We start from the raw sequence: 21,706 nt of genomic DNA on the forward strand, positions 1-21,706 counted from the left end.
GCTATTGTCAGGCGTTCTGATAACAAGCGCAATCAGAGGTGTTGACTTCCTTAGGCGGCGTGATAGAAACAAACTTGGCTTTTGCCTCTTCATTCATTTTGCGAGTCACCTCGATGGTCACCCGAAAACTGCCGTTCACAAAACTTATTATCCTACTAAGCTTTGCTACTTTTAGTGCCGATGCCTTCGCTGCTTCTCAACAAGAGATTGAAGAGCGTATACGCGCCCTCAATGCTGAGCTATACGATTTACATCAGCAGCTGCAGCAGGTAGAGAGCCCCGAAGACGCCGCTCAAGGCGTCCCATTTGAGCCATTGCCTGAAGAAGCGGCGCGGGAAGATTTAAGTGAGCGCCGTGAACTTGAGCAGGAATCTAGCCGGAATCCGTTCTCAATCACGACGCACCGCACTAATTATCTGTTTCCGGTTAGCTTCAATGCGAATAAGAACCGCGAAAGCTTTCGCAATATTTCAGGCGATGGCGAAGTGAGTAGCGTAGAGCTTAAATTCCAGTTCAGCGCCAAGGTGAATCTAATTGAGGAAGTATTCGGCAACTACGGCGACGTCTATTTTGGCTACACCCAGCGCAGTTGGTGGCAGGCTTACAACACTGACGCCTCATCACCATTCAGGGAAACTAACTACGAGCCCGAAGTTTTTATCGACTTCGACAATGCATGGGGCGCGCTAGGCTGGGTGAACACGCGTAATAGAGTGGCGTTGAATCATCAGTCTAATGGCCGCTCAGATCCTCTTTCACGTAGCTGGAATCGCGTTTATCTTGAAAGTACTTTCCAGCGGGGTGATTGGGCGTTCACTCTCGCACCCCATTGGCGCATACCAGAATCCTCAGAAGATGATGACAACCCTGATATCGAACGCTACATGGGCTATGGGGATATTCGCCTCGCCAAACGTCTCAATAATAACCATGAAGTAAGCGGGCTACTGCGCGGCAACCCAAGTGCTGGCAATATAGGCACACAGATCGATTACAGCTGGCCCGCTTTCAACAGCTTACGTGCCCATGTACAGTATTACTACGGCTACGGTGAGAGCATGATAGATTACGACCATCGTGTTCATCGCTTAAGCCTTGGGTTTAGTCTTAACCCCTTATTTAGTGCGACAGGACTGAACCGATAGATGCTTTTGCTTGTCTGTAAGCAAGTGGCTGCTATCTTTATTGTAGCTTATCATTCATTCGCCCAAGGAAGACTCCATGGCTAAACGTCAAACCACTTACTCTACTCAAGCTGATCAACTCAAAGATGATTTGCGCCACTTAAGTGAAACCGTTGAAGAGCTTGTCAATGCGACAGCTAAAGACGCCAGCGGAGAGATGAACGATCTACGTAGTCGCGCCGAGCGCCGTTTAAAAGATACCCGGGCACGTCTTGAAGCTCGTGGTGAGCGTATCTATGACGACACCCGTGATTCATTGACTCAACAAGCTGACGCTTGTGACCGCTACGTTCATGAAAACCCCTGGACGAGCATTGGTATTGGTACCGCAGTGGGTATGGTTGTGGGTATGCTGCTCGGTCGCCGCTAATGGCTTTGGGTCCAACCCAAAGCGTCTTCGCTGCTGCCAAACGCTTACTGAAATCGCTGATAGCTAATAGCGAAACCCGTCTGCGTTTGGCGGTGTTTGAGTTAGAAGAAGAACGCTCTCGTATATTGGTCCTCTTTCTTCTTGCAGGAGCAAGCTTACTGTTGCTCTTGTTAGGAATTGCCACGCTGACAGCGCTGGTAGTAGTACTGTTCTGGGATACCTATCGCTTAACAGCGATTGCTATTAGTGCAGGGGTGTTGATAGGGGCTAGTTTGCTGCTTGCATGGATGGCTATTCGCCAGTCCAAGCGACATTCTCTTTTAAAAGAGACTCTCAAACAACTTGCCGCTGACCGAGCACTGCTTGAGGAGCCAAGTGATGAAACCATCCGCAGACACCGCTAAAACGCTACCTAAGCCACCAAGTCGTGCCGAGCGCAAGGCGCTGCTGCTGGCTGAATTAGAACAGCAGCGTATAGATATTTTGGTGGATAGCGAATATCTGCAACAAGCCGCTTCACCACTGGATAAGAACTGGCAAAGCGTCAAATTGCCTCTCTATGCAGTCGGCGGCTTTGCCGCATTCAAGCTGATGCGCCACCCAGGCGGTGCAATGGCGTCAGGCAGAAAAGTACTTGCGGGCTACATGCTACTCAAGAAACTTAAATTATTAGCTAAAGTGGCTACTTAAGCATAATGCTAATAGCCTGGGCTAGTGGGGTCGTCTAGCAGGATTGCCCGCAGGCTACGCCACTCGCCCACGCCCATTGAAAATTATACCCGCCTAGCTCCCCTGTCACATCCAGCACTTCACCGATAAAGCGCAATTGCGGCAATCCTTTAACTTCAAATGTTTTTGACGATAGTTGATCGGTATTAACCCCACCCATGGTCACTTCAGCGGTGCGCCAGCCTTCAGTTCCCGCTGGCTTTAGTTGCCATGTATTGAGCCTGCCTGCCCACTCATCCAGCGCCTGGTTTGCATATTGGGCCAAGGGGCGTGCTGGGTCATGATCGGGATACCACTCCAACAGGGCCTGGGCCAAGCGCTTCGGAAAGCGTTCCGTAAGCCACGTAGAAAGCTGGCGTTTGGGAGTCGCTTGACGTGCCTCACGCAGCGACTCCACCACATTTTCTTCGGGCAACAGATCAATCGTTATTGGCTTTCCAGGCTGCCAAACACTGGATACCTGGAGCATCGCCGGTCCTGATAAGCCACGATGAGTAAACAACATAGGGTCGACAAAGCGATGGTGGCCTTCAGCACTAACCGCCACCGGCACGCTCAATCCAGAAAGCTCCGCCGCTCGCGCCTTCCAGGTATCACTCAAGGTAAAGGGCACCAGCCCAGGTCGGGTCTCAAAAACTTCCAAGCCAAATTGACCGGCAAGCTCGTAGCCAAACCCCGTCGCCCCCATAGTGGGAATAGAAAGCCCACCACTGGCCACCACCACCACACCCGCATCTATCTTCCCTATAGAGGTCGTTAACTGCATGGCATCGCCCTGCTGCTCGACACGGCTGATCTGTGTACTCAGCGCTATTTCAACCCCAGCCCACTCACATTCGGTGAGTAGTGTGCGGACAATTTCTTTGGCGGATGTCGCACAAAATAGCTGTCCCGGTGTTTTTTCCACATACTCAACCCCATGGCGCTCAACGAGCTCCACAAAGTGTTCAGGACGGTAACGTTTAAGCGCCGAAATACAAAAGTAAGGATTTGAAGAGTAAAAATGCTGTGGCGTAGTGCCGAGATTGGTAAAGTTGCAGCGGCCACCACCGGACATCAGGATTTTTTTGCCCGCTTTGTTAGCATGATCAAGCACTAAAACCCGCTTGCCAGTATAGCCCGCTTGTGCAGCACACATTAGACCTGCGGCGCCAGCACCGATGATAACGACATCATAAATCATAAAGAAAAGCTCATAAGAAAAGGCATCAAGGAGCGGCTCCGAGGGCAAAAGACGGGCATTCTATCAGGGATAAGCTAGATAAATTATTATATTTAAAAATCATCCTATACAATAATTGTATAAATATTTACCACACAGGGACCACTATGGATTTAACTGTTTGGCGACGACTGCGCTTTGCACTTCTCACTCTTGGCCTGCTATTAACGCAGGTGGCGTTTGCCCAATCAGCGCCCTCGGTCATCGGCACACGAGCAATAATGACCACCTGGTCAGACCCGCTTGAAGCCTTGGGCACGCTAAGTGCCGATGAAAGCGTCACGCTATCGACCACCGTCACGGAAATTGTCGCCGAAATCAATTTCCAGGACGGTGAGCAGGTGGAAGCGGGGCAACGGCTTATTCAACTAGAGGATGGAGAAGAGCAGGCACTGCTGAGAGCTTCACAGGCGCTTCGTGAAGAGCGTCGCAACGCCTCGAACCGTTCCTCGCAGCTGCAGGAACGTAACTTAGCGGCCCGCGCCGACGTGGAAGATAGCCAATCCCGCCTACGCCAAGCAGAAGCTGATATACAAGCGATTGAAGCCCAGCTAGCCAATTACCAAATAAAAGCGCCCTTCAGCGGACGCGTTGGATTCCGCAATATCAGCGTTGGTGCCCTGGTCACACCGGGCATGAACTTAGTGACCCTCGATAAACTGGATGTCATGAAGCTCGACTTCAGCGTACCCGAGGTGTTTCTAGGTCGCCTTTCGCCAGGATTAATGTTAAATGCCACTACTGCCGCCTACCCTGACGACATTTTTAGCGGTGAAATCGCCACCATCGGTACGCGGGTCGACCCGGTAACGCGCAGCATCAATGTGCGTGCTGAGCTTGATAATGCAGATGGACGACTGCGCCCTGGCATGCTGATGGAGGTTGTCGTTCAGCAACACGTACGCGACACCATTGTCATCCCTGAGGCAGCCATTGAACCCAGTGGAGACCGTCATTTTGTGATGCTAATCGAACAAGGTGATGACGCGACACGTTTAACACGACGCGAAATTGTGATCGGTGAGCGGCGTAATGGTGAAGTGGAAATTCTAGAGGGGCTATCCGCTGGCGATTTAATCGTCGTCCATGGCTTACAGCTAGCCCGAGATGGCCAAGAGGCGAGATTGATCGGCATTACCGATGACGAGACCGGTATTCGAGCCTTACTGGAGGCTGACCGCTAATGCGTCTTTCGGATATTTCCGTTCAGCGTCCCGTCTTGGCAATGGTGATTGCAGCCTTGATTATCGCGTTTGGCTCATTAGCACTCAACCGCCTGCCGCTGCAAGAGTACCCGACGATTGATCCGCCGATAGTCACCATTGACACCCGCTACCCGGGGGCATCCGCTAGCGTTGTTGAAACGCGAATCACCCAAGTACTTGAAGACCGTATCGCGGGCGTTGAAGGCATTGAGCTAATTACCTCGCAAAGCGAGGACGGCCGCTCTCAGATTGAAATCGAATTTGGCATTGATGTGGACATTAATGCCGCCGCCAATGATATTCGTGATCGCATATCCGGCGCCCTTCGCAACCTACCCGATGATGCTGATAACCCTGAGGTGACCAAAGCCGATAGCAGTGAAGAGATTGTGGTGTGGCTCAGCCTTTCTGGTGAAGAGTACTCCATCACCGAACTTACCGACTACGCTAACCGCTTCTTGGTCGACAGCCTTTCTGTTCAGCCGGGTGTCGCACGGGTGCGTGTGGGCGGTGGCAGCGACTACGCCATGCGGGTATGGGTGGACCGTAATGCGCTAGCCGCGCGCGGCCTCACTGTGAGCGATATCGAAGATGCACTACGGGCAGAAAACGTTGAACTGCCAGCAGGCTCGATTGAGTCCGAAGATAGGCAGTTTATTGTTCGCCTTCCCCGCAGCTTTGCCAACGCCGAGGATTTTCAGCGTTTGGCTCTTAATGCTCCCCGTACCCCTTCCCTCAATCAGGGCGAAAGCGGCTATCTGGTTCGCCTTGCCGATGTAGCAAGGGTAGAGGTCGGCGCGGTAGAGGACCGCTCTGTTTTCCGCTCCAACGGCGTCCCCATGGTCGGCCTTGGCATGATCATGCAGTCGACAGCCAATGTGGTAGAGCTTTCTGAAGCGGTGCAGGTGGAGTTAGAGCGGCTGCAGGGTACGCTGCCTGAAGGGATGTCACTGAGCCTGAACTACGACGCCTCATTGTTTGTTTCGGGGGCAATTGAACAGGTCGTCATGACACTATTCATCGCCATGGGCTTAGTCGTGGTGGTGATGTTCATGTTTTTAGGCAATTTGCGCACCACCCTAGTCCCTGCGGTGACCGTGCCTATTGCCGTTATTGGTGCCTTTACCGCTCTTGCCGTGATGAACTTCTCGATCAACCTGTTAACGCTGCTAGCGCTAGTGCTTGCCATTGGCTTGATTGTTGATGACGCCATCGTGGTACTTGAGAATATTAATCGGCGTATGCACGACTACGGCGAAACGCCTTTAGTCGCCGCCTTTCGAGGTACACGGCAAATCGCCTTTGCCGTTATTGCTACCACGCTCGTATTAGTAGCGGTATTCGTGCCCCTTAGCATGCTGCAGGGCGATATTGGCCGGCTGTTTTCCGAGTTCGCGCTTACCATGGCCGCTGCGGTCGTAGTCTCTACCCTGCTCGCACTAACACTCACTCCCATGATGGCGTCGAAAATACTTAAGCCGGGCATGCACGATAGCCGTATCGGCAGAGCCGTGCAGTGGCTGCTTAGCGGCACACAACGGCGCTATCAGGCTTCCCTTGAGTGGATGCTCACTATGCGCTGGCTGGTAGTGGCCCTATTTGTGTTGCTAATTGCCGCTACCGCCTGGCTGGCCACAATACTGCCGAACGAATACACCCCGCAGGAGGATCGCGGTAACTTCATCGTATTAGTGAATGGCCCTGAAGGGGCTACCTTCGACTACATGATGGATTACATGGATGAAATCGAAACACGTATGACGCCTCTGGTCGAGAGCGGCGAGCTGGAACGGGTGGTGGTCCGTGCCCCGCGCGGCTACGGCAATATCGAGAACTTCAACAGCGGTTTTATCATCGTCAATATGGCCGACTGGGGCAGCCGACGTAGCGCCTGGGAAATCATGGCCGAAGTGCGTCAAACACTGAGCACATTACCGGGGGTGCAAGCCTTCCCTGTGATGCGCCAAGGTTTTGGGCAACGCACCCAAAAGCCGGTGCAGTTTGTGCTGGGTGGTGGGACGTACGAGGAGCTAGCCCGCTGGCGCGATACATTGATAGATCATGTGCGTGAAAACAACCCGCGCTTAATGGCTTTGGAGAGCAACTATAACGAGACCCAGCCGCAACTGCGGGTGGAAATTGATTATGAGCGTGCTGCATCGTTAGGGGTTACCGTCATGGAGATCGGCAGAACACTGGAGGTACTGTTAGGCGGCCGTAATGTTACTCGCTACGTGGATGATGGCGAAGAGTACGATGTTATTTTGGAAGGCGACCGCGGCAGTCAGAACAGTCCCAGGGCATTGGATAACATTCAGGTTCGCTCTGCACGTACCGGCGAGCTGATTCCCTTGGCCAGTCTCGTCACCCTTTCCGATTTTGCGGGCGCCAGCACCTTAAATCGCTTTGACCGTATACGCGCCATTACCATTGAAGCTAACCTGGCGGATGGCTATCCGCTAGGCGAGGCATTGACATATCTAGAAGAAGCCGCCGCTGAGCTACTACCGGAAGAGGCACAAACCAATGTGGCCGGAGCGTCGCGTGATTTCCGGCAGGCCAGCGGTGCCACCGCGTTTCTGTTGATACTGGGAGCTTTAGTCGTTTTCTTGGTGCTCGCTGCCCAATTTGAGAGCTTGATTCACCCCTTGGTGATTATGCTCACGGTGCCGTTGGCAATGAGTGGGGCGTTGCTTGCCCTGCTCTTGAGCGGCCAATCGTTAAATATTTATAGCCAAGTGGGGCTGGTACTGCTGATTGGCCTAGCCGCTAAAAACGGCATACTCATTGTTGAGTTTGCAAATCAGCTACGCGACGAGGGCCAAGCGTTCCGAACAGCGTTAATTGAAGCCTCAGTCACGCGCTTAAGGCCGATATTGATGACGGCCGTGACGACGATGGCCGGTGCCATTCCGCTGATTATATCAACCGGCCCTGGTGCCGAATCGCGTCTGGTGATTGGCACCGTGATCATGGCGGGGGTAGGCTCGGCAACGCTATTTACGCTCTTTGTGGTTCCCGTGGCTTACGACCTGCTGGCACGCCACACAGGGTCGCCAGGCGCAGTGAAGCGGCAGTTAGAGGAAGAAATTGCTAACGCGCCATCTGACTGAAGTCATTGCGAACACAGTGAAGCAATCTGGTTTTTAGATGCCACCGTAGGCTTGAGATTGCTTCGTCGTTTCACTGTTCACAATGACACTCTCAATGAAAAAGGGTGCCAGTTGGCACCCTTTGAAAGAGAGCTAGCGGTTACTCACACTCACCCAAGTGCTCGCCTTCAATCACTGTATTCATACTCAGCTCGCCCATGGGCGACTGGGTCAGAATATCGACGCTGCCTTCAATACGCTCACCCATAAAGCGCATTTCGCCATCGATGGTGGCTTCGCCACCCTCAGCACGACACACCATGCTGTAGCTTAGGCCGTCCGCGTTCAATTCCTGGTTGAGCAGCTCACAGCCCTCTTCTTCCTCGATGAAGCCGAATTCAGCGCCCTCAAGCTCTTCCTGGGTAATACACTGACGCTCGGTTTCCGTTTGATCCGGAATTTCCATTTCACCGCTGACGCTGGTTTTGCTGACAAATTCCCACTCACCAGCAGCCACATTGGGGGTTTCAGCCAACGCGACCATCGGAAAGGCCACCAGGGCCGCTACTGCCATGTTACGTAACATCATCGCTACTCTCACTGCGTTGCTTAAGGAACCAGCGAATATCCTACCTGATTCACACCCACGATGCCCTACCTGGCGATCACACTGCTACACTCTATGCTTAATCAATGCCTGACTTTGCGCACCGACTATAAAAGGTAGTTAACCATGCATGACGATGCCCTGGTCAATTATGACTTTCATTGCCCTTACTGCGACTCACCGCTGACCTTTCTGATTGATACTTCTCAGGGTAGCCACGAAACCTGGGAAGATTGCCATCAGTGCTGCGCGCCCATCCAGCTACAAATTATTGTCTCGCCAATGAGTGGAGAGCTCGATAGCGTTGTCGCTGGACGCGACGATGATGTTCTATAGCAGATCTAAGCTTCTCGTAGCGCTGCCTTCCGCCTAGTCTCGTTACGACGCATAAAAAACCAAGCCAACAGTGTTGCCAAAGATACGATCAATATAATCAACGTGGCGAGTGCATTAATCTTTGGCGATACGCCCATACGCACCGATGAAAATACCACCATCGGCAGCGTATTCGCCCCAGGACCTGAAACAAAGCTGGCAATCACTAAATCGTCCAAGGAGAGCGTAAACGCCAGCAGCCAACCTGCCGCCAATGCCGGCGTAATGATCGGCAGTGTGATGGAAAAGAAGGTTTTCACTGGCGGCGAGCCTAAATCCATGGCGGCCTCTTCAATCGAATGATCTACTTCACGCAGGCGCGCGGCCACAACCACCGCTACGTAGGCACTGCAAAACGTGGTGTGGGCAATCCAGATCGTCGCCATGCCCCGATCGGCAGGCCAACCGGTTATTTGCGCCATTTGTACAAATAGTAGCAGTAGCGACAGGCCAGTAATCACCTCGGGCATCACTAGCGGCGCCGTCACCATACTGGAGAGCGCCGTTTTACCCCGAAAATGGCCATAGCGGGTCATTACAAACGCTGCCACAGTCCCCAAGCAAACCGCCATGCTGGCCGCGAAAAAAGCGATGCGCAGGCTCGTCCACACCGCCGATAAAATCTGCTGATCGCGAAATAGCTCGCCGTACCACTGAGTAGAAAAGCCCGCCCACACCGTGACCAGTTTCGAGGCGTTAAACGAATACACCACCAACACAAACATGGGCAGGTAAAGAAACAGCAGGCCAAGCACCAGCATGAACGTCGAGAAGTTGATCCTGCGTAGGCGGCTCATGACGCCAGCTCCCGGGACTGGTAACGATGGAACCAGACAATCGGTACCAGTAATAACAACAGCATCACCATGGCCAGCGCCGACGCGACGGGCCAGTCGCGATTAAGGAAAAACTCTTCCCACAACACCTTACCGATCATCAGTGTGTTCGGGCCGCCAAGCAATTCGGGAATCACGAACTCCCCAACCGCCGGAATAAACACCAGCATCGAACCGGCAATAATGCCTCCCATCGATAACGGCAGAGTAACTTTGATAAAGGTATTCAGCTTGCGCGAGCCAAGGTCAGCAGCGGCTTCCAATAAGGCGTTATCCAGCCGGGTTAGATGGGCATACAGCGGCAATACCATAAACGGCAAATAGGCGTAGACAATCCCAATGGTGACGGCAAACTGGGTATTCATCATACGCAGCGGCGAGTCAATCAGACCTAGCCCTATCAATAGGTTATTAATCAATCCGCTGTTACTTAAAATTCCCATCCAGGCGTAAACCCGAATCAAAAAAGACGTCCAAGACGGTAGCATGACTAACAGCAGTAATAGCAACTGCCAGCGTGCCGGCGCCCTCGCCATCGCATAAGCCATCGGATAGCCTAGTAGCAAGCACGCTAGGGTGGCTATGAACGCTGTTTTTACCGAGCCCCAATATGCGGCTATATAGAGCGAATCCGAAAGTAAAAAGAGATAGTTACCGAGATTGAGAAATACATGCAGCGTCTGGTCAGCGTACTCAAGCAGCGGACCATAGGGTGGAATCGCAATGGCTGCTTCGGACAAGCTGATCTTGAGCACCAGCGCAAAGGGCAGTAAAAAAAACAGCGTTAGCCACACAAGCGGAAACGCAATCACCGCTCGGCGCCCTAACTGCATGCGTTTGAACAGTGCTGAAGAAAGAGATGGCTTCATTAAAGGCAGTCTCCTCGCCGTAAGAAGTTCGCCACACTAGCGGCTCCAGGCCCTAGCGATTCAAAACATGGGCGGTGCAGGATATTAACGGTTCAAGACGATGGTGCTGTGATCTTCCCAGTGAACATAAACGCTGTCTTCCCAGGTTGGCCGATCACCGCGACGTTCTGTATTGGCCATGCTGACCTTGATCATCTGGCCAGCGGCAGTACGCACGTAATAGAGTGAGAAACCGCCCAAGTAGGCGATATCATCCACCCTCCCTTCTGCCCAGTTATATTCCGTGGTGGGCTTTTCACGGGTTAACCAGATTTTTTCTGGGCGCAACGCGACCCAAACCCGACGATCCATTGCCTGGGTAGTAATACCGTGGTCAATATAAATGGGCCGCTCAAGTGCCGGGGCGACGATGCGGCAATGGTCGGCAGCATCTTCGATAATTTCCCCTTCAAACAGGTTCACCGTGCCAACGAACTCAGCCACCATTCGGCTTGCCGGGCTTTCATAAATATCGATGGGTGAGCCGATCTGCTCGATCCAGCCATCGGCCATGATCGCCACACGGTCGGCCATGGTCATGGCTTCTTCCTGGTCGTGGGTCACCATAATGCAGGTAACCCCTACCTGTTCGATAATTTCGACCACTTCCAGCTGCATTTCAGTGCGCAGTTTTTTATCCAGCGCACCCATGGGCTCGTCTAACAGCAACAGCTTTGGCCGCTTGGCGAGTGAGCGAGCCAGCGCTACCCGTTGGCGTTGCCCACCGGAAAGTTGATGCGGCTTGCGCTTGGCAAAGCGCTCCATATGCACCAACTTGAGCATTTGTGCGACGCGGGCGTCGATATCCGCTTTCGGTAACTTGTCCTGTTTCAAGCCAAAAGCGATGTTCTGCGCCACTGTCATATGCGGAAACAGTGCATAGGACTGGAACATCATATTGATGGGCCGCTTATGCGGGGGCATCGCGGTGATATTGACACCGTCTAACAAAATGCGCCCTTCCGTTGGCGTCTCAAACCCCGCCAACATCCGCAGCAAGGTTGATTTTCCTGACCCGGATCCGCCTAATAATGCGAAAATTTCGCCGCGCTTAACCTGCAAATTGACATCATCCACCGCCAGCGCATCATCAAATCGCTTGCTCAAGCGCTTAACTTCCAGCACTACATCCTCCGCAAACCGCGGGTTTTTTCCCTGAGGGCGTGGTGCTATAGGAAGGGAGGGTGAAGGAGATGAAGGCTCGTTCGACAGGGGTGTAGTGACCATTCGCCACTCCCATCAAAAGGCCCGGCAATCCGGGCACATTAATAAAATAAACAGCGAGCCAGTGAGGACGCACCTCCGGCTCGCTGTTAGGTAAAGGTCGGCTTAACGGCCAGACTTCACGCGGTTCCAAATACGTGTACGGGCGCGCAGCACATCTTGAGGCTTTTCAGCTTGCACGTACAGGTTTTGCATGACGTCAGTTTCCGGGTAGATAGCGGGATCGTTGATAATTTCGTCAGAGAGATATTCATTAGCCGCCGCGTTAGGGTTCGCATAACGTACATACTCGGTGATCTCAGCGGCGATTTCCGGGTCAAGAATAAAGTTAATAAACGCATGGGCGTTTTCAGTGTTCGGGGCGTCAGCCGGTATCGCCATCATATCGAACCAGAGGGCAGCGCCTTCTTTAGGAATGCTGTAACCAATACTGAAATCACGACCGGCCTCTTCAGCGCGCTCGGCGGCTTGGAAAACGTCGCCGGAATAGCCAGCAGCCACGCAGATATCGCCATTCGCCAGATCAGACACATAGCGCGACGAGTGGAAGTAAGTCATGTCGTCGCGAACGTCGGCAATCAGCTCTCCCGCAGCTTCGATATCGTCGATATTTTCGCTAAGCGGGTCTAAGCCCAAGTACGCCATAGCGGGCGAAAGCATCTCATCTGCGGAATCCAACATCGACAAACCACAGCCCGCCTCGCTCAATGCACCGGTTATTTCAGGATCGAACAGCAGCGCCCAGCTATCTACTGGCGCATCGTCACCTAGAATTTCTGTTACACGATCAATGTTATAACCAATGCCATTGGTGCCCCACATATAGGGAACCGAGTATTCGCTACCGGCGTCGATGGTTTCCAAGTTAGCCATCAGTTCAGGATTGAGGTTATCTAAATTGGGCAGTAACTCGTGGTTAAGCGGCTGGAACACACCGGCTTTTACTTGTCGAGTGAAGTAGTAGGTAGAGGGTACGACCACATCATAGCCCGAACGGCCAGCGAGCAGCGCGGCATCCAGGATTTCATTGCTATCATAAACGTCATAGGTCACTTCAATGCCGGTACGCTCGGTGAATTTTTCCAGCGTTTCCGGGGCAATGTAATCTGACCAATTATACACCCGCACCTCTTCGGCATGGGCAGCGCTAGCCGCTGCGGCAAACGAGATGGCCGCAACGGCCAGGGAAAGTTTGTGGATGGTCCCCATATTACTTCTCCTATTGTTTAAACTACTTATAAAACTATTTAGCCACACATTCTTAACCACATTTGCCTAACATGCACCGCTTCTATCGCCAACAGCCTACTATTGCTACCAACAGAGTAGGTCATAAAGCTGACCGTGCGAATTTTGCGGTGCAGTGGCGCCTACCGCAAGCCAATGTGAAAAATACTTGTATTCTACTTCATCGACCCCATTAACCCAGCAGCGCAACGGCATCAGTCTGGAGCGATAGGGAAAGACTATTGATCGTATGCCTATTCTTAATTTTAGCCATTAGTCGTTAGCCGTTAGTATTATCATCAATTTCTAATTCTTCATTCACCAATCGCGGAGATTATCTGAATGTCTTTAATCAACACTGAAGTTAAGCCATTTAAAGCAACTGCCTATTTGAATGGCGAATTTGTCGATGTTACTGAAGCGGACTTACAGGGTCAGTGGTCAATCTTTTTCTTCTACCCAGCCGATTTTACCTTCGTGTGCCCGACAGAGCTTGGTGACTTAGCCGACAACTACGCTGAGTTCAAGAAACTGGGCGTTGAAATTTACAGTGTTTCAACTGACACCCATTTCACCCACAAAGCTTGGCACGACAGCTCTGACACCATCGGCAAGCTCCAGTACCCGATGATTGCTGATCCGACGCTGCGCATTTCACGCAACTTCGAAGTCTTGATCGAAGAAGCCGGTCTTGCTGAGCGCGGTACCTTTGTTGTCGACCCTGACGGCAAAATCCAGATCGTCGAAATCAACGCTGGCAACATCGGTCGTAATGCCGAAGAGCTGCTGCGCAAAGTGAAAGCTGCTCAGTACGTGCGCGCCAACCCGAACGAAGTTTGCCCGGCAAAATGGAAAGAAGGCGAAGACACCCTCGCACCTTCATTAGATCTGGTAGGTAAAATCTAAACTACCTACGGCTGCCAAACGGATATTTTTCACTCTGTTGCCCTTTTGGCAGCGCGACACCCGGGCACCAGCCCGGGTGTTTTGTTTTATTAAGCACGCGTTGTAGTGCCGTGCTCTGTGACCAATCACCGACAAGTTAACTGCGAGGAAGCACTGTCATGCTGGACGCCAATTTAAAATCCCAGTTAAAAGCGTATCTGGAAAAAGTGACTCAGCCGTTCGAGATCGTTGCGTCCCTCGATGACGGTGACAAGTCACAAGAATTGCTCAAACTACTGGAAGATATCAGCAACCTGAGCGATAAAATTACCTTGCACAGTGATGGGCAGGATGCACGCACGCCGTCGTTTGCGATCAACCGCCCCGGTGAAGAGACTGGCGTGGTGTTTGCCGGTATCCCGATGGGCCACGAGTTCACCTCGTTGGTACTGGCGCTGCTGCAAGTCGGCGGTCACCCACCCAAAACATCTGACGAACAACTTGACCAGATTCGTGCGCTTGACGGCGAGATGCTGTTCGAGACGTACTACTCGCTCTCGTGCCAGAACTGCCCAGACGTGGTTCAGGCGCTGAATCTGATGGCTATCTTCAATCCCAACGTGCGCCATGTCGCTATCGACGGGGCGCTGTTTCAGGATGAAGTCGAGTCGCGTGAAATCATGTCGGTGCCGAGCATCTATCTGAACGGCAAACCGTTCGATCAAGGCCGCATGACCCTTGAACAGATTCTTGCCAAAGTCGACACCGGCGCTGCCGAACGCGATGCTAAAAAGCTAAGCGAAAAAGCCGCCTTCGATACACTGGTGATTGGCGGAGGCCCTGCAGGCGCTGCGGCGGCCATTTACTCGGCGCGTAAAGGCATCAATACGGGTATTGCCGCTGAGCGGTTCGGTGGTCAGGTGGCCGACACCATGGGGATTGAAAACTTCATTTCTGTTTCCCATACAGAAGGCCCTAAGCTGGTCAGTGCACTTGAAGAGCACGTAAAAGACTACGAAGTCGACGTCATGAACCTGCAGCTTGCGACTACATTTAAAGCGGCCGAAGCCGAAGGCGGCCTGCATGAAGTCACGTTTGAATCAGGCGCTAAACTCAAGAGTAAAACGCTGGTTTTGGCGACAGGCGCCCGTTGGCGTGAAATGAACGTTCCAGGTGAACAGCAGTACCGCAACAAAGGCGTCGCTTACTGCCCCCACTGCGATGGCCCGCTGTTCAAAGGTAAGCGTGTAGCGGTCATTGGTGGTGGTAACTCGGGCGTTGAGGCAGCTATTGACCTGGCGGGCATTGTCGGCCACGTCACGTTGGTTGAATTTATGGGCGAAATGCGCGCTGACGCCGTGCTGCAGAAGAAGCTCAAGAGCTTGCCCAATGTCGATATTATTCTCAACGCACAAACGACCGAAGTTACTGGCGATGGCAGCCGTGTTAATGGCTTGAACTATAAAGACCGTACAACCGATGAAAGCAAATCCATCGCGTTGGAAGGTATTTTCGTTCAGATTGGTTTAGTACCTAACACCGAGTGGCTGAAAGGCTCACCGATTGAAATGACGCCCCGCGGTGAAATCATTGTCGATGCTCATGGCATGACGTCCGTGCCCGGTGTGTTTGCCGCAGGCGATGTCACGACCGTGCCTTACAAGCAGATCATTATCGCCATGGGGGAAGGTGCTAAAGCATCGCTTGGCGCTTTTGATTACTTGATTCGTAACTGATTACGATAAAACTAAAGCCCGCTGACATATTGTCAGCGGGCTTTTCTCGTCTTCCCCGTCTCTAGCTCAATCAAGACGTCTTGGGGATCTCACCCAGCACCTCAGGGATCGTCATTTTCACGTAGCGCCCTGGCGCAGGCTCAATCACATTGAGCTCCCCCTCGCCAGGTTGGCGCACGGGCACCATTTTCTCGCTATCGGCATAACCATTCTCGGTCATCCACGCTTGCCAATGGGGCCACCATGAGCCTTCCTGAGCAGTCGCATTTTCTAGCCACGCTTCATGGTTATCCGGCAGCGCATCGTTGGTCCAGTAGCCATACTTGTTTTTATGGGGCGGGTTAACAATACCCGCGATATGACCTGACCCGCCCAATACGAAGGTGACCGGCCCTTTGGGTAACAAAGCACCATAGTAGGTACTGTTCCACTTGGCGATGTGGTCTTCTTTGGTGGATATGAAATAGCTGGGCGTGGACACCTTACGCAGATCAATTTTCACGCCATCCAATTCAATGCCACCTGGCTCAACCAAGCGGTTTTCTAAGTACATATGGCGCAGGTACCAAGCATGCGTCCCAGCAGGCAGGTTGGTGCCATCGGTATTCCAGTAAAGCAGATCAAAAGCGGCTGGCATTTCACCTTTTAAGTAATTATTGATGTAAAAAGACCAAAAAAGATCGTTCTCACGCAGCAAATTGAAGGTGTAGGCCATTGAGCGCCCGTCCAGATAACCTTTCAGCTCAAGCGTCTGCTCTATGCCTTCGACCACTCGTTCATTCAAAAAGACGCCGATATCGCCCGGATCGCGAAAATCTTGCAGTGTCGCCATATAAGTGACCGACTTAACTTTACGCCCACGACGCGTGCTGGTGAGATATGCCACCGTAGAGGCGGCTAATGTACCACCAACACAATAGCTAAGCAGATTGACCGACTTCTCCCCACAAGCCTGCTCGATAGCTTCCATCGCGCTAATGGGCCCCATCTGCATATAATCGGCCCAGGTAATATCGCGCTGCTCAGGGCCGGGGTTACGCCAGGAGATCAAAAATACCGTATGACCTTTATCCACCAGCCACTTAACCATTGAGTTGTCTTCACGCAAGTCAAGGATGTAATACTTATTGATCCAGGGCGGCACTATGAGCAACGGCGTCTTAAACGTCTTTTCCGTTGTCGGTGTGTACTGGATCAACTGGATCAGTTCATTTTCATATACCACCGAACCCGGGGTCACAGCGATGTTTTCGCCTACGCCAAAGGCGCCGCGATCGGTCATGCGGACATTAATACCTTCTGCAGAATTACCTAAATCTTCGCGTAGGCGCGCTAGCCCATCGACCAAGTTCTGGCCACGCGTTTCAAGTGTACGGCGCATGACTTCAGGGTTAGTGGTTATAAAATTAGTCGGCGCCATCGCATTGACAAGCTGGCGTGCGTAAAACATCAGGTTACGCTGCTGGGTTTCGTCTAAACCACTTAAACTTTCAACCAGCTCTTCCACCATCTGCGAAAACAGTAAGTACTGCTGCATAATGGCCATGTAGTGCGGGTCCTGGGTCCACGCCTCATCTTTAAAACGGCGATCACTTTTAGCCGGTGTAATGAGCGGGGTGACTTGCTCCCCGGCCATGCCACGCATGGCTTGTTGCCATAAAAGCCATTGATCCTGTAGCAACCGAGCCTGGGTTTGCCACAACAGGGTAGGGTTTTGCATCAGCGACTTCGCACCGGCTTCAAAGCTTTCACGCATATCGCTGTAAATTGAGTCGGCGGCTTCACTGGGGGCAATACGGGAAAGCAAATCCTGCATCAATCCTTGGTACTGTTCGCCGATCTCTTTAAGCTGATTATTCCAGGCTTCAATTTCTGCCTGCGATAATCCTTCAGGCAAGCCTAAAGCTAAACCATCAGGTAGCCCTTGGGATAGTGCTTGAGATAGACCTTGAGGCAGCCCCTGCGATAGCCCTGATGATAGAGCCTGGAACGGATTGTGCCACGCTGATTGCATAATTACTCTCCCTACGCCTAGCGACAGGCGCACCGAACACTTTGGCCATCACTGGATGACAAGACCAAGCTAATCAATGCATCGCGGCGCCCTTAGGCGCCGCGATGATGTCGCCAATCAGCTTTTACGTGATGATTGACTGGAGGCTTTTCCAGACTGCTCGCCTTTAGCAGTCGCCTTGGCCTGATCGGACATTTGTTGCCCTGCTTCACTGAACATTTTTTCCATTTCAGATTTAAATTGCAGACTCATTTCGCTCATGACACGGGCGTCTTCCTGCATCTGCTGAGAAAGTTCATTCATCATTTCGGCTTGCTTGGTGCCGAAATCGCGCAGGCTTTCTGCATCCTGGATTTCCGTGGCGCTACGAATGCGCTCAGTGCCCATCTGGCTGTAGCGTTTCATGGCTTCCAACTGATACTGCGTCATTTTTTCCATATTGTTGAGCATCAGCGAATTAATTTTACGCATGGGCTCAAACATTTGTTTCGTTTGGGCGTTAAAGGCGTCCATCATATTATCTTGCATAGTGTCTGCTCCTATTTTGTTCCTTGGCATGAGCCTTGGAGTGACTCACCGTAATGTAGCTATGCTGCATCGCAAAAAGAGTAATCTTTGGCATGCTGCATTGCAACAGCAATGTCATTAGTCAGTGACACCATGCAATCCTGGGTTGCAATATGTATGCACCTTGCCGAATTACTCTGCCCTTCTTCAACAGGCTTGGCACTGCCTGATTGTGTTTATGTACCGCTACGTTTGGATGTGGAACGTGAACTCGTACCGGACCGGGAGCGCGACGACGCTGTCGACTTGTTGCTGCTGCCCGTAGTGTTGTTGGCACCACTTTTCGTACTGGCGTCCGATTCTTTCTCAGCCTCCTCGTTGTCAGCCGAGGAAGTGCTGGCACTGCCCGCCTGACGCAGCATATCCAGCATCATTTGCTGATAGGTGCCGAAGTTGGCTAGCCCTTGAGACAATCCTTCGGATAGCCCCTGAGAAAGCCCTTGCTGCATCATTGGCTGCTGCAGGAAAGGCCGCATCAAACTCATGGGGTCGTAGCCTTCTACCCCAGACTCCATCTGACGTTGGATATTGTCCAGCAGGTTTTTCTGAAAGGCTTCGACATTAGGAAGCCCCAACGATTGGCGGAACTCATCTGGCGTCAGATCAAACTCAACGTTAATCTTCATAGGCGGCTCCAGCATTTGTTTGCTGCATTGTTTTTGCTACATGTTTTGCCACATAGCTTTATTTGAGTGTAGCAGTGAACTGCAAACCTCACCGTATTGCGTTAGCGCTGAGTTAAACGCGGCGTATCAACGCTGACCTCGCCATTTTGACCGCGCTGACGTAACCAGTGGTCTAGCAGCGTGATCGCCATCATCGCCTCAGCAATGGGTGTTGCGCGAATCCCCACGCAGGGATCATGGCGTCCTTTCGTAATCACCTCGACTGCCTGACCATGAATATCGATAGAGCGTCCGGGCGTGGTGATACTGGAGGTGGGCTTTAGTGCTAAGCGAGCAACAATGGGCTGGCCACTGGAGATACCTCCCAACACACCGCCAGCATGATTGGAGAGGAATCCCTCTGGTGTCATCTCGTCGCGGTGCTCACTGCCGCGCTGGTTAATACAGCCAAAACCAGCGCCTATCTCTATTCCTTTTACCGCATTGATACTCATCAAACCATGCGCCAAGTCAGCATCCAGACGATCAAACACCGGTTCGCCAAGCCCTACCGGTACGCCTTCGGCAATCACGGTAATTTCGGCGCCGACCGAATCCTGGTCGCGGCGCAGTTGGTCCATATAGGCTTCCAGTTCAGCGACGCGCGCTGGATCAGGGCAGAAAAAAGCGTTCTGGCTGACCGACTCCCACTGTTTGAACTCAATTTTGATAGGGCCTAACTGGCTCATATAGCCACGAATCTGGACGCCCTGGGCGGCTAGATACTTCTTGGCAATCGCCCCCGCTGCTACCCGCATGGCCGTTTCACGGGCGCTGGAACGGCCACCCCCACGATAGTCTCGGTGACCATATTTATGATGGTAGGTGTAATCCGCATGGGCTGGCCGAAACTGCTCTTTAATTTTCGAGTAGTCGTTAGAGCGCTGGTCAGTGTTCTCAATTAACAGCCCGATTGAAGTGCCGGTCGTTTTGCCTTCAAACACCCCAGACAAAATGCGCACTTGATCAGGCTCTTTGCGCTGGGTGGTGTGCCTTGAACTGCCCGGCCGGCGGCGATCCAAATCATACTGCAAATCTGCTTCGCTTAATGGCAGCCCAGGCGGGCAGCCATCTATAATGGCGCCGAGCGCAGGGCCGTGGCTTTCACCAAAAGTAGTGACGCTGAATAGTTTGCCAAACGTATTGCCAGACATGGCCGTTAGTTCCTCATACGAAAGACGCCGCATGGGCGTCGAGTTCAGCAGCGCTCAGGGCGAAGACACCCTGGCCGCCACGCTCGAATTCAAGCCACAGGAAGGGGACATCCGCAAATGCCGTTTCCACATGACGATCAGAATTGCCGACCTCTACAATCAACCAGCCGTCATCGGTTAAGTGTTCCCTCGCTTCACGCAGAATACGCCGCACAATATCCAAGCCATCGCTACCTGCGCCGAGTGCCAATGAAGGTTCATGACGAAATTCGGCAGGCATCATGGCCAAGTCGCGCGTATCGACATAGGGCGGGTTAGAAACGATCAAATCGAAGCGTCGACCTTCTAAGCCACTGAACACGTCCGATTCGACCGCCCTCACCCGGTCACCCACATCGTGGCGGGTAATGTTCTGGCGCGCTACGGCCAGAGCATCCTGGCTGATGTCAGCAAGCACCACTTCACAGGTAGGCAAATAGAGAGCGCTAGCAATACCAATGCAGCCAGAGCCGGTGCATAAATCCAGCACGCTGGCAGGTGGCTCTTCGGGAAACCAAGTGGAAAAGCCATCTTCAATCAGTTCGGCAATTGGCGAGCGCGGAATCAGTACACGCTCATCAACGCTAAACGGGTAGCCAGCAAAAAAGCTCTCGCCTAACAAATAGGGCAACGGGCGGCGAGTGGTGATACGTTCACGCGCCAGGGCAATAATCCGCTGGCGCTCAACGGGCAGCAGCCGCGCTTCTAATACGCCTGGGTCAATATTCCAAGGCAGGTGAAGTGCGCCTAGGCATAGTGCCACCGCCTCATCCCAGGCAGAATCAGTACCGTGACCATAATGTAACCCTGCCAGATAAAACTCGCTGGAGACCCAGCGCAGGTAGTCGCGCAGCGTAAAGAGATCGCTCATCAGCGCCGACTCGGGCAGGGAAAGAGTTGAGTGAGAGTACTCAGCGTTTAAATGCGTGGACACAGTGACTCCTGGGTAACGTTACTCATGGTTGCAGGCAGTAAAGCCTGCTCCATATGACGAATAAAAGATTGTACCTTTCACGCTGCCCGGTTCACAGCAACGCTCAGCCCGCTATACTGTACGTCTTTATTTATCTCACAATTTTCTGCCACCCGAGCCTGCCATGACGCGACACCGCCACCTGCCTAGTGATGACGATATCAGTGCCTTTCGCGATGCGTTAAAGGCGGCGGGCGTGCGCCGTATCGCTACCAATCAGGCCGACCCAGGCAAGCCCAAACACGATGGTAAGGCGCATGAAGCGCGGCGCAATGCGGCGGTAGAGAACAGCGCGCCCCAGTCTAACGGGCGCACCTCAGACGGCCGGGTGGAAGCCGTGCGCCCTTCTGAGTATTTAGAGTTCAGTGTACCGGACTTGCCGTGGCGTACTTTCAGCCAGTTAAAGCGCGGCCAAACGGCATGGCAGGCAGGGCTTGATCTACATGGCTATACGCTGGAAGAGGCGCGCGCCGAGCTGGAGAGCTTTCTGCGTGACTCGGCGGGGCAAGGTTTACGCTGCGTATTGGTGGTGCACGGCAAAGCGTGGGGTACCACGTCTGACTTTCCCGTCCTCAAAAGCCACACCAATACGTGGCTACGCGAGTGGCCAGGCGTACTGGCTTTCTGCTCGGCGATTGATCTCGACGGTGGCACCGGAGCGGTGTATATCCTGTTGCGCAAACGCGGTCATTAG

At 52.7% G+C, this 21,706-nt stretch carries 21 protein-coding genes; 10 read left to right on the top strand and 11 right to left on the bottom strand.

Going from position 1 to position 21,706, the window contains the following annotated elements:
• Positions 1 to 113: 113 nt before the first annotated feature.
• The 4 genes from ACW44H_RS12575 to ACW44H_RS12590 all read left to right on the top strand — a co-directional run bounded on the left by ACW44H_RS12575 (position 114) and on the right by ACW44H_RS12590 (position 2,244).
• Positions 114 to 1,145 carry a phospholipase A gene (locus ACW44H_RS12575; protein WP_457504823.1) on the top strand — a complete coding sequence of 344 codons (1,032 nt, stop codon included), beginning with the start codon at positions 114 to 116 and terminating at the stop codon, positions 1,143 to 1,145.
• Positions 1,146 to 1,221: 76 nt separating this feature from the next.
• Positions 1,222 to 1,554: a DUF883 family protein gene (locus ACW44H_RS12580; protein WP_113271151.1), complete on the top strand. Its 333-nt coding sequence runs from the start codon at positions 1,222 to 1,224 to the stop codon at positions 1,552 to 1,554.
• Positions 1,554 to 1,958 carry a phage holin family protein gene (locus tag ACW44H_RS12585; RefSeq protein ID WP_457504824.1) on the top strand — a complete coding sequence of 135 codons (405 nt, stop codon included), beginning with the start codon at positions 1,554 to 1,556 and terminating at the stop codon, positions 1,956 to 1,958. Before ACW44H_RS12580 ends, ACW44H_RS12585 begins: the two co-directional genes overlap by 1 nt.
• On the top strand, positions 1,933 to 2,244 hold the full coding sequence (locus ACW44H_RS12590; protein ID WP_457504825.1) for a hypothetical protein: 312 nt from the start codon (positions 1,933 to 1,935) through the stop codon (positions 2,242 to 2,244). Before ACW44H_RS12585 ends, ACW44H_RS12590 begins: the two co-directional genes overlap by 26 nt.
• A 34-nt stretch (positions 2,245 to 2,278) precedes the next feature.
• Here the strand turns inward: ACW44H_RS12590 and ACW44H_RS12595 are convergent, their stop codons facing one another.
• Positions 2,279 to 3,466 carry an NAD(P)/FAD-dependent oxidoreductase gene (locus tag ACW44H_RS12595; RefSeq protein ID WP_457504827.1) on the bottom strand — a complete coding sequence of 396 codons (1,188 nt, stop codon included), beginning with the start codon at positions 3,464 to 3,466 and terminating at the stop codon, positions 2,279 to 2,281.
• Between the two features lie 146 nt (positions 3,467 to 3,612).
• On the opposite strand from ACW44H_RS12595, the gene ACW44H_RS12600 reads away from it, so the two are divergent.
• Both ACW44H_RS12600 and ACW44H_RS12605 read left to right on the top strand, forming a co-directional pair.
• Positions 3,613 to 4,689, top strand: coding sequence for an efflux RND transporter periplasmic adaptor subunit (locus tag ACW44H_RS12600; protein WP_457504828.1), 1,077 nt, complete (start codon positions 3,613 to 3,615; stop codon positions 4,687 to 4,689).
• Positions 4,689 to 7,823 carry an efflux RND transporter permease subunit gene (locus ACW44H_RS12605; RefSeq protein WP_457504830.1) on the top strand — a complete coding sequence of 1,045 codons (3,135 nt, stop codon included), beginning with the start codon at positions 4,689 to 4,691 and terminating at the stop codon, positions 7,821 to 7,823. Before ACW44H_RS12600 ends, ACW44H_RS12605 begins: the two co-directional genes overlap by 1 nt.
• 139 nt (positions 7,824 to 7,962) lie before the next feature.
• On the opposite strand, the gene ACW44H_RS12610 is transcribed toward ACW44H_RS12605, so the two are convergent.
• The gene (locus tag ACW44H_RS12610; RefSeq protein ID WP_113271146.1) at positions 7,963 to 8,391 is read right to left on the bottom strand and encodes a DUF3617 domain-containing protein; all 429 of its coding nucleotides are present in this window, start codon (positions 8,389 to 8,391) and stop codon (positions 7,963 to 7,965) included.
• Between the two features lie 144 nt (positions 8,392 to 8,535).
• On the opposite strand from ACW44H_RS12610, the gene ACW44H_RS12615 reads away from it, so the two are divergent.
• On the top strand, positions 8,536 to 8,745 hold the full coding sequence (locus tag ACW44H_RS12615; protein ID WP_113271145.1) for a CPXCG motif-containing cysteine-rich protein: 210 nt from the start codon (positions 8,536 to 8,538) through the stop codon (positions 8,743 to 8,745).
• A gap of 5 nt (positions 8,746 to 8,750) precedes the next feature.
• Here ACW44H_RS12615 and ACW44H_RS12620 read toward each other — a convergent pair whose 3' ends face one another.
• The 4 genes from ACW44H_RS12620 to ACW44H_RS12635 form a co-directional block, all read right to left on the bottom strand.
• Complete coding sequence (locus ACW44H_RS12620; protein WP_447046081.1) at positions 8,751 to 9,581, bottom strand: ABC transporter permease subunit; 831 nt, start codon at positions 9,579 to 9,581, stop codon at positions 8,751 to 8,753.
• Positions 9,578 to 10,489, bottom strand: a complete 912-nt coding sequence (locus tag ACW44H_RS12625; protein ID WP_457504831.1) for an ABC transporter permease subunit — start codon at positions 10,487 to 10,489, stop codon at positions 9,578 to 9,580. Before ACW44H_RS12625 ends, ACW44H_RS12620 begins: the two co-directional genes overlap by 4 nt.
• A gap of 84 nt (positions 10,490 to 10,573) precedes the next feature.
• Positions 10,574 to 11,755 (bottom strand): polyamine ABC transporter ATP-binding protein, encoded by a 1,182-nt coding sequence (gene potA, locus ACW44H_RS12630; RefSeq protein WP_457504832.1) that lies wholly within the window; start codon positions 11,753 to 11,755, stop codon positions 10,574 to 10,576.
• Between the two features lie 102 nt (positions 11,756 to 11,857).
• Positions 11,858 to 12,961 (bottom strand): polyamine ABC transporter substrate-binding protein, encoded by a 1,104-nt coding sequence (locus ACW44H_RS12635; protein WP_457504834.1) that lies wholly within the window; start codon positions 12,959 to 12,961, stop codon positions 11,858 to 11,860.
• A gap of 360 nt (positions 12,962 to 13,321) precedes the next feature.
• On the opposite strand from ACW44H_RS12635, the gene ahpC reads away from it, so the two are divergent.
• Both ahpC and ahpF read left to right on the top strand, forming a co-directional pair.
• The gene (gene ahpC / locus ACW44H_RS12640) at positions 13,322 to 13,885 is read left to right on the top strand and encodes an alkyl hydroperoxide reductase subunit C (protein ID WP_113271140.1); all 564 of its coding nucleotides are present in this window, start codon (positions 13,322 to 13,324) and stop codon (positions 13,883 to 13,885) included.
• Positions 13,886 to 14,043: 158 nt separating this feature from the next.
• On the top strand, positions 14,044 to 15,600 hold the full coding sequence (ahpF, locus tag ACW44H_RS12645) for an alkyl hydroperoxide reductase subunit F (protein ID WP_457504835.1): 1,557 nt from the start codon (positions 14,044 to 14,046) through the stop codon (positions 15,598 to 15,600).
• Positions 15,601 to 15,670: 70 nt separating this feature from the next.
• Here the strand turns inward: ahpF and phaC are convergent, their stop codons facing one another.
• The 5 genes from phaC to prmB form a co-directional block, all read right to left on the bottom strand.
• The gene (gene phaC, locus ACW44H_RS12650; protein WP_457504836.1) at positions 15,671 to 17,614 is read right to left on the bottom strand and encodes a class I poly(R)-hydroxyalkanoic acid synthase; all 1,944 of its coding nucleotides are present in this window, start codon (positions 17,612 to 17,614) and stop codon (positions 15,671 to 15,673) included.
• A 117-nt stretch (positions 17,615 to 17,731) separates the two neighbouring features.
• A complete protein-coding gene (locus tag ACW44H_RS12655) occupies positions 17,732 to 18,142 on the bottom strand; it encodes a phasin family protein (RefSeq protein ID WP_113271137.1) in 411 nt (136 codons plus the stop codon).
• Positions 18,143 to 18,357: 215 nt separating this feature from the next.
• Positions 18,358 to 18,807, bottom strand: coding sequence for a hypothetical protein (locus tag ACW44H_RS12660; RefSeq protein WP_457504838.1), 450 nt, complete (start codon positions 18,805 to 18,807; stop codon positions 18,358 to 18,360).
• 101 nt (positions 18,808 to 18,908) lie between these two features.
• Positions 18,909 to 20,000, bottom strand: coding sequence for a chorismate synthase (gene aroC / locus ACW44H_RS12665; protein WP_113271135.1), 1,092 nt, complete (start codon positions 19,998 to 20,000; stop codon positions 18,909 to 18,911).
• A gap of 13 nt (positions 20,001 to 20,013) precedes the next feature.
• Positions 20,014 to 20,973, bottom strand: coding sequence for a 50S ribosomal protein L3 N(5)-glutamine methyltransferase (prmB, locus tag ACW44H_RS12670; protein ID WP_457504841.1), 960 nt, complete (start codon positions 20,971 to 20,973; stop codon positions 20,014 to 20,016).
• 163 nt (positions 20,974 to 21,136) lie between these two features.
• Here prmB and ACW44H_RS12675 point away from each other — a divergent pair, with 163 nt between their 5' ends.
• Positions 21,137 to 21,706 (top strand): Smr/MutS family protein, encoded by a 570-nt coding sequence (locus tag ACW44H_RS12675; protein ID WP_457504843.1) that lies wholly within the window; start codon positions 21,137 to 21,139, stop codon positions 21,704 to 21,706.

The organism is Vreelandella sulfidaeris Esulfide1, from assembly GCF_054072535.1.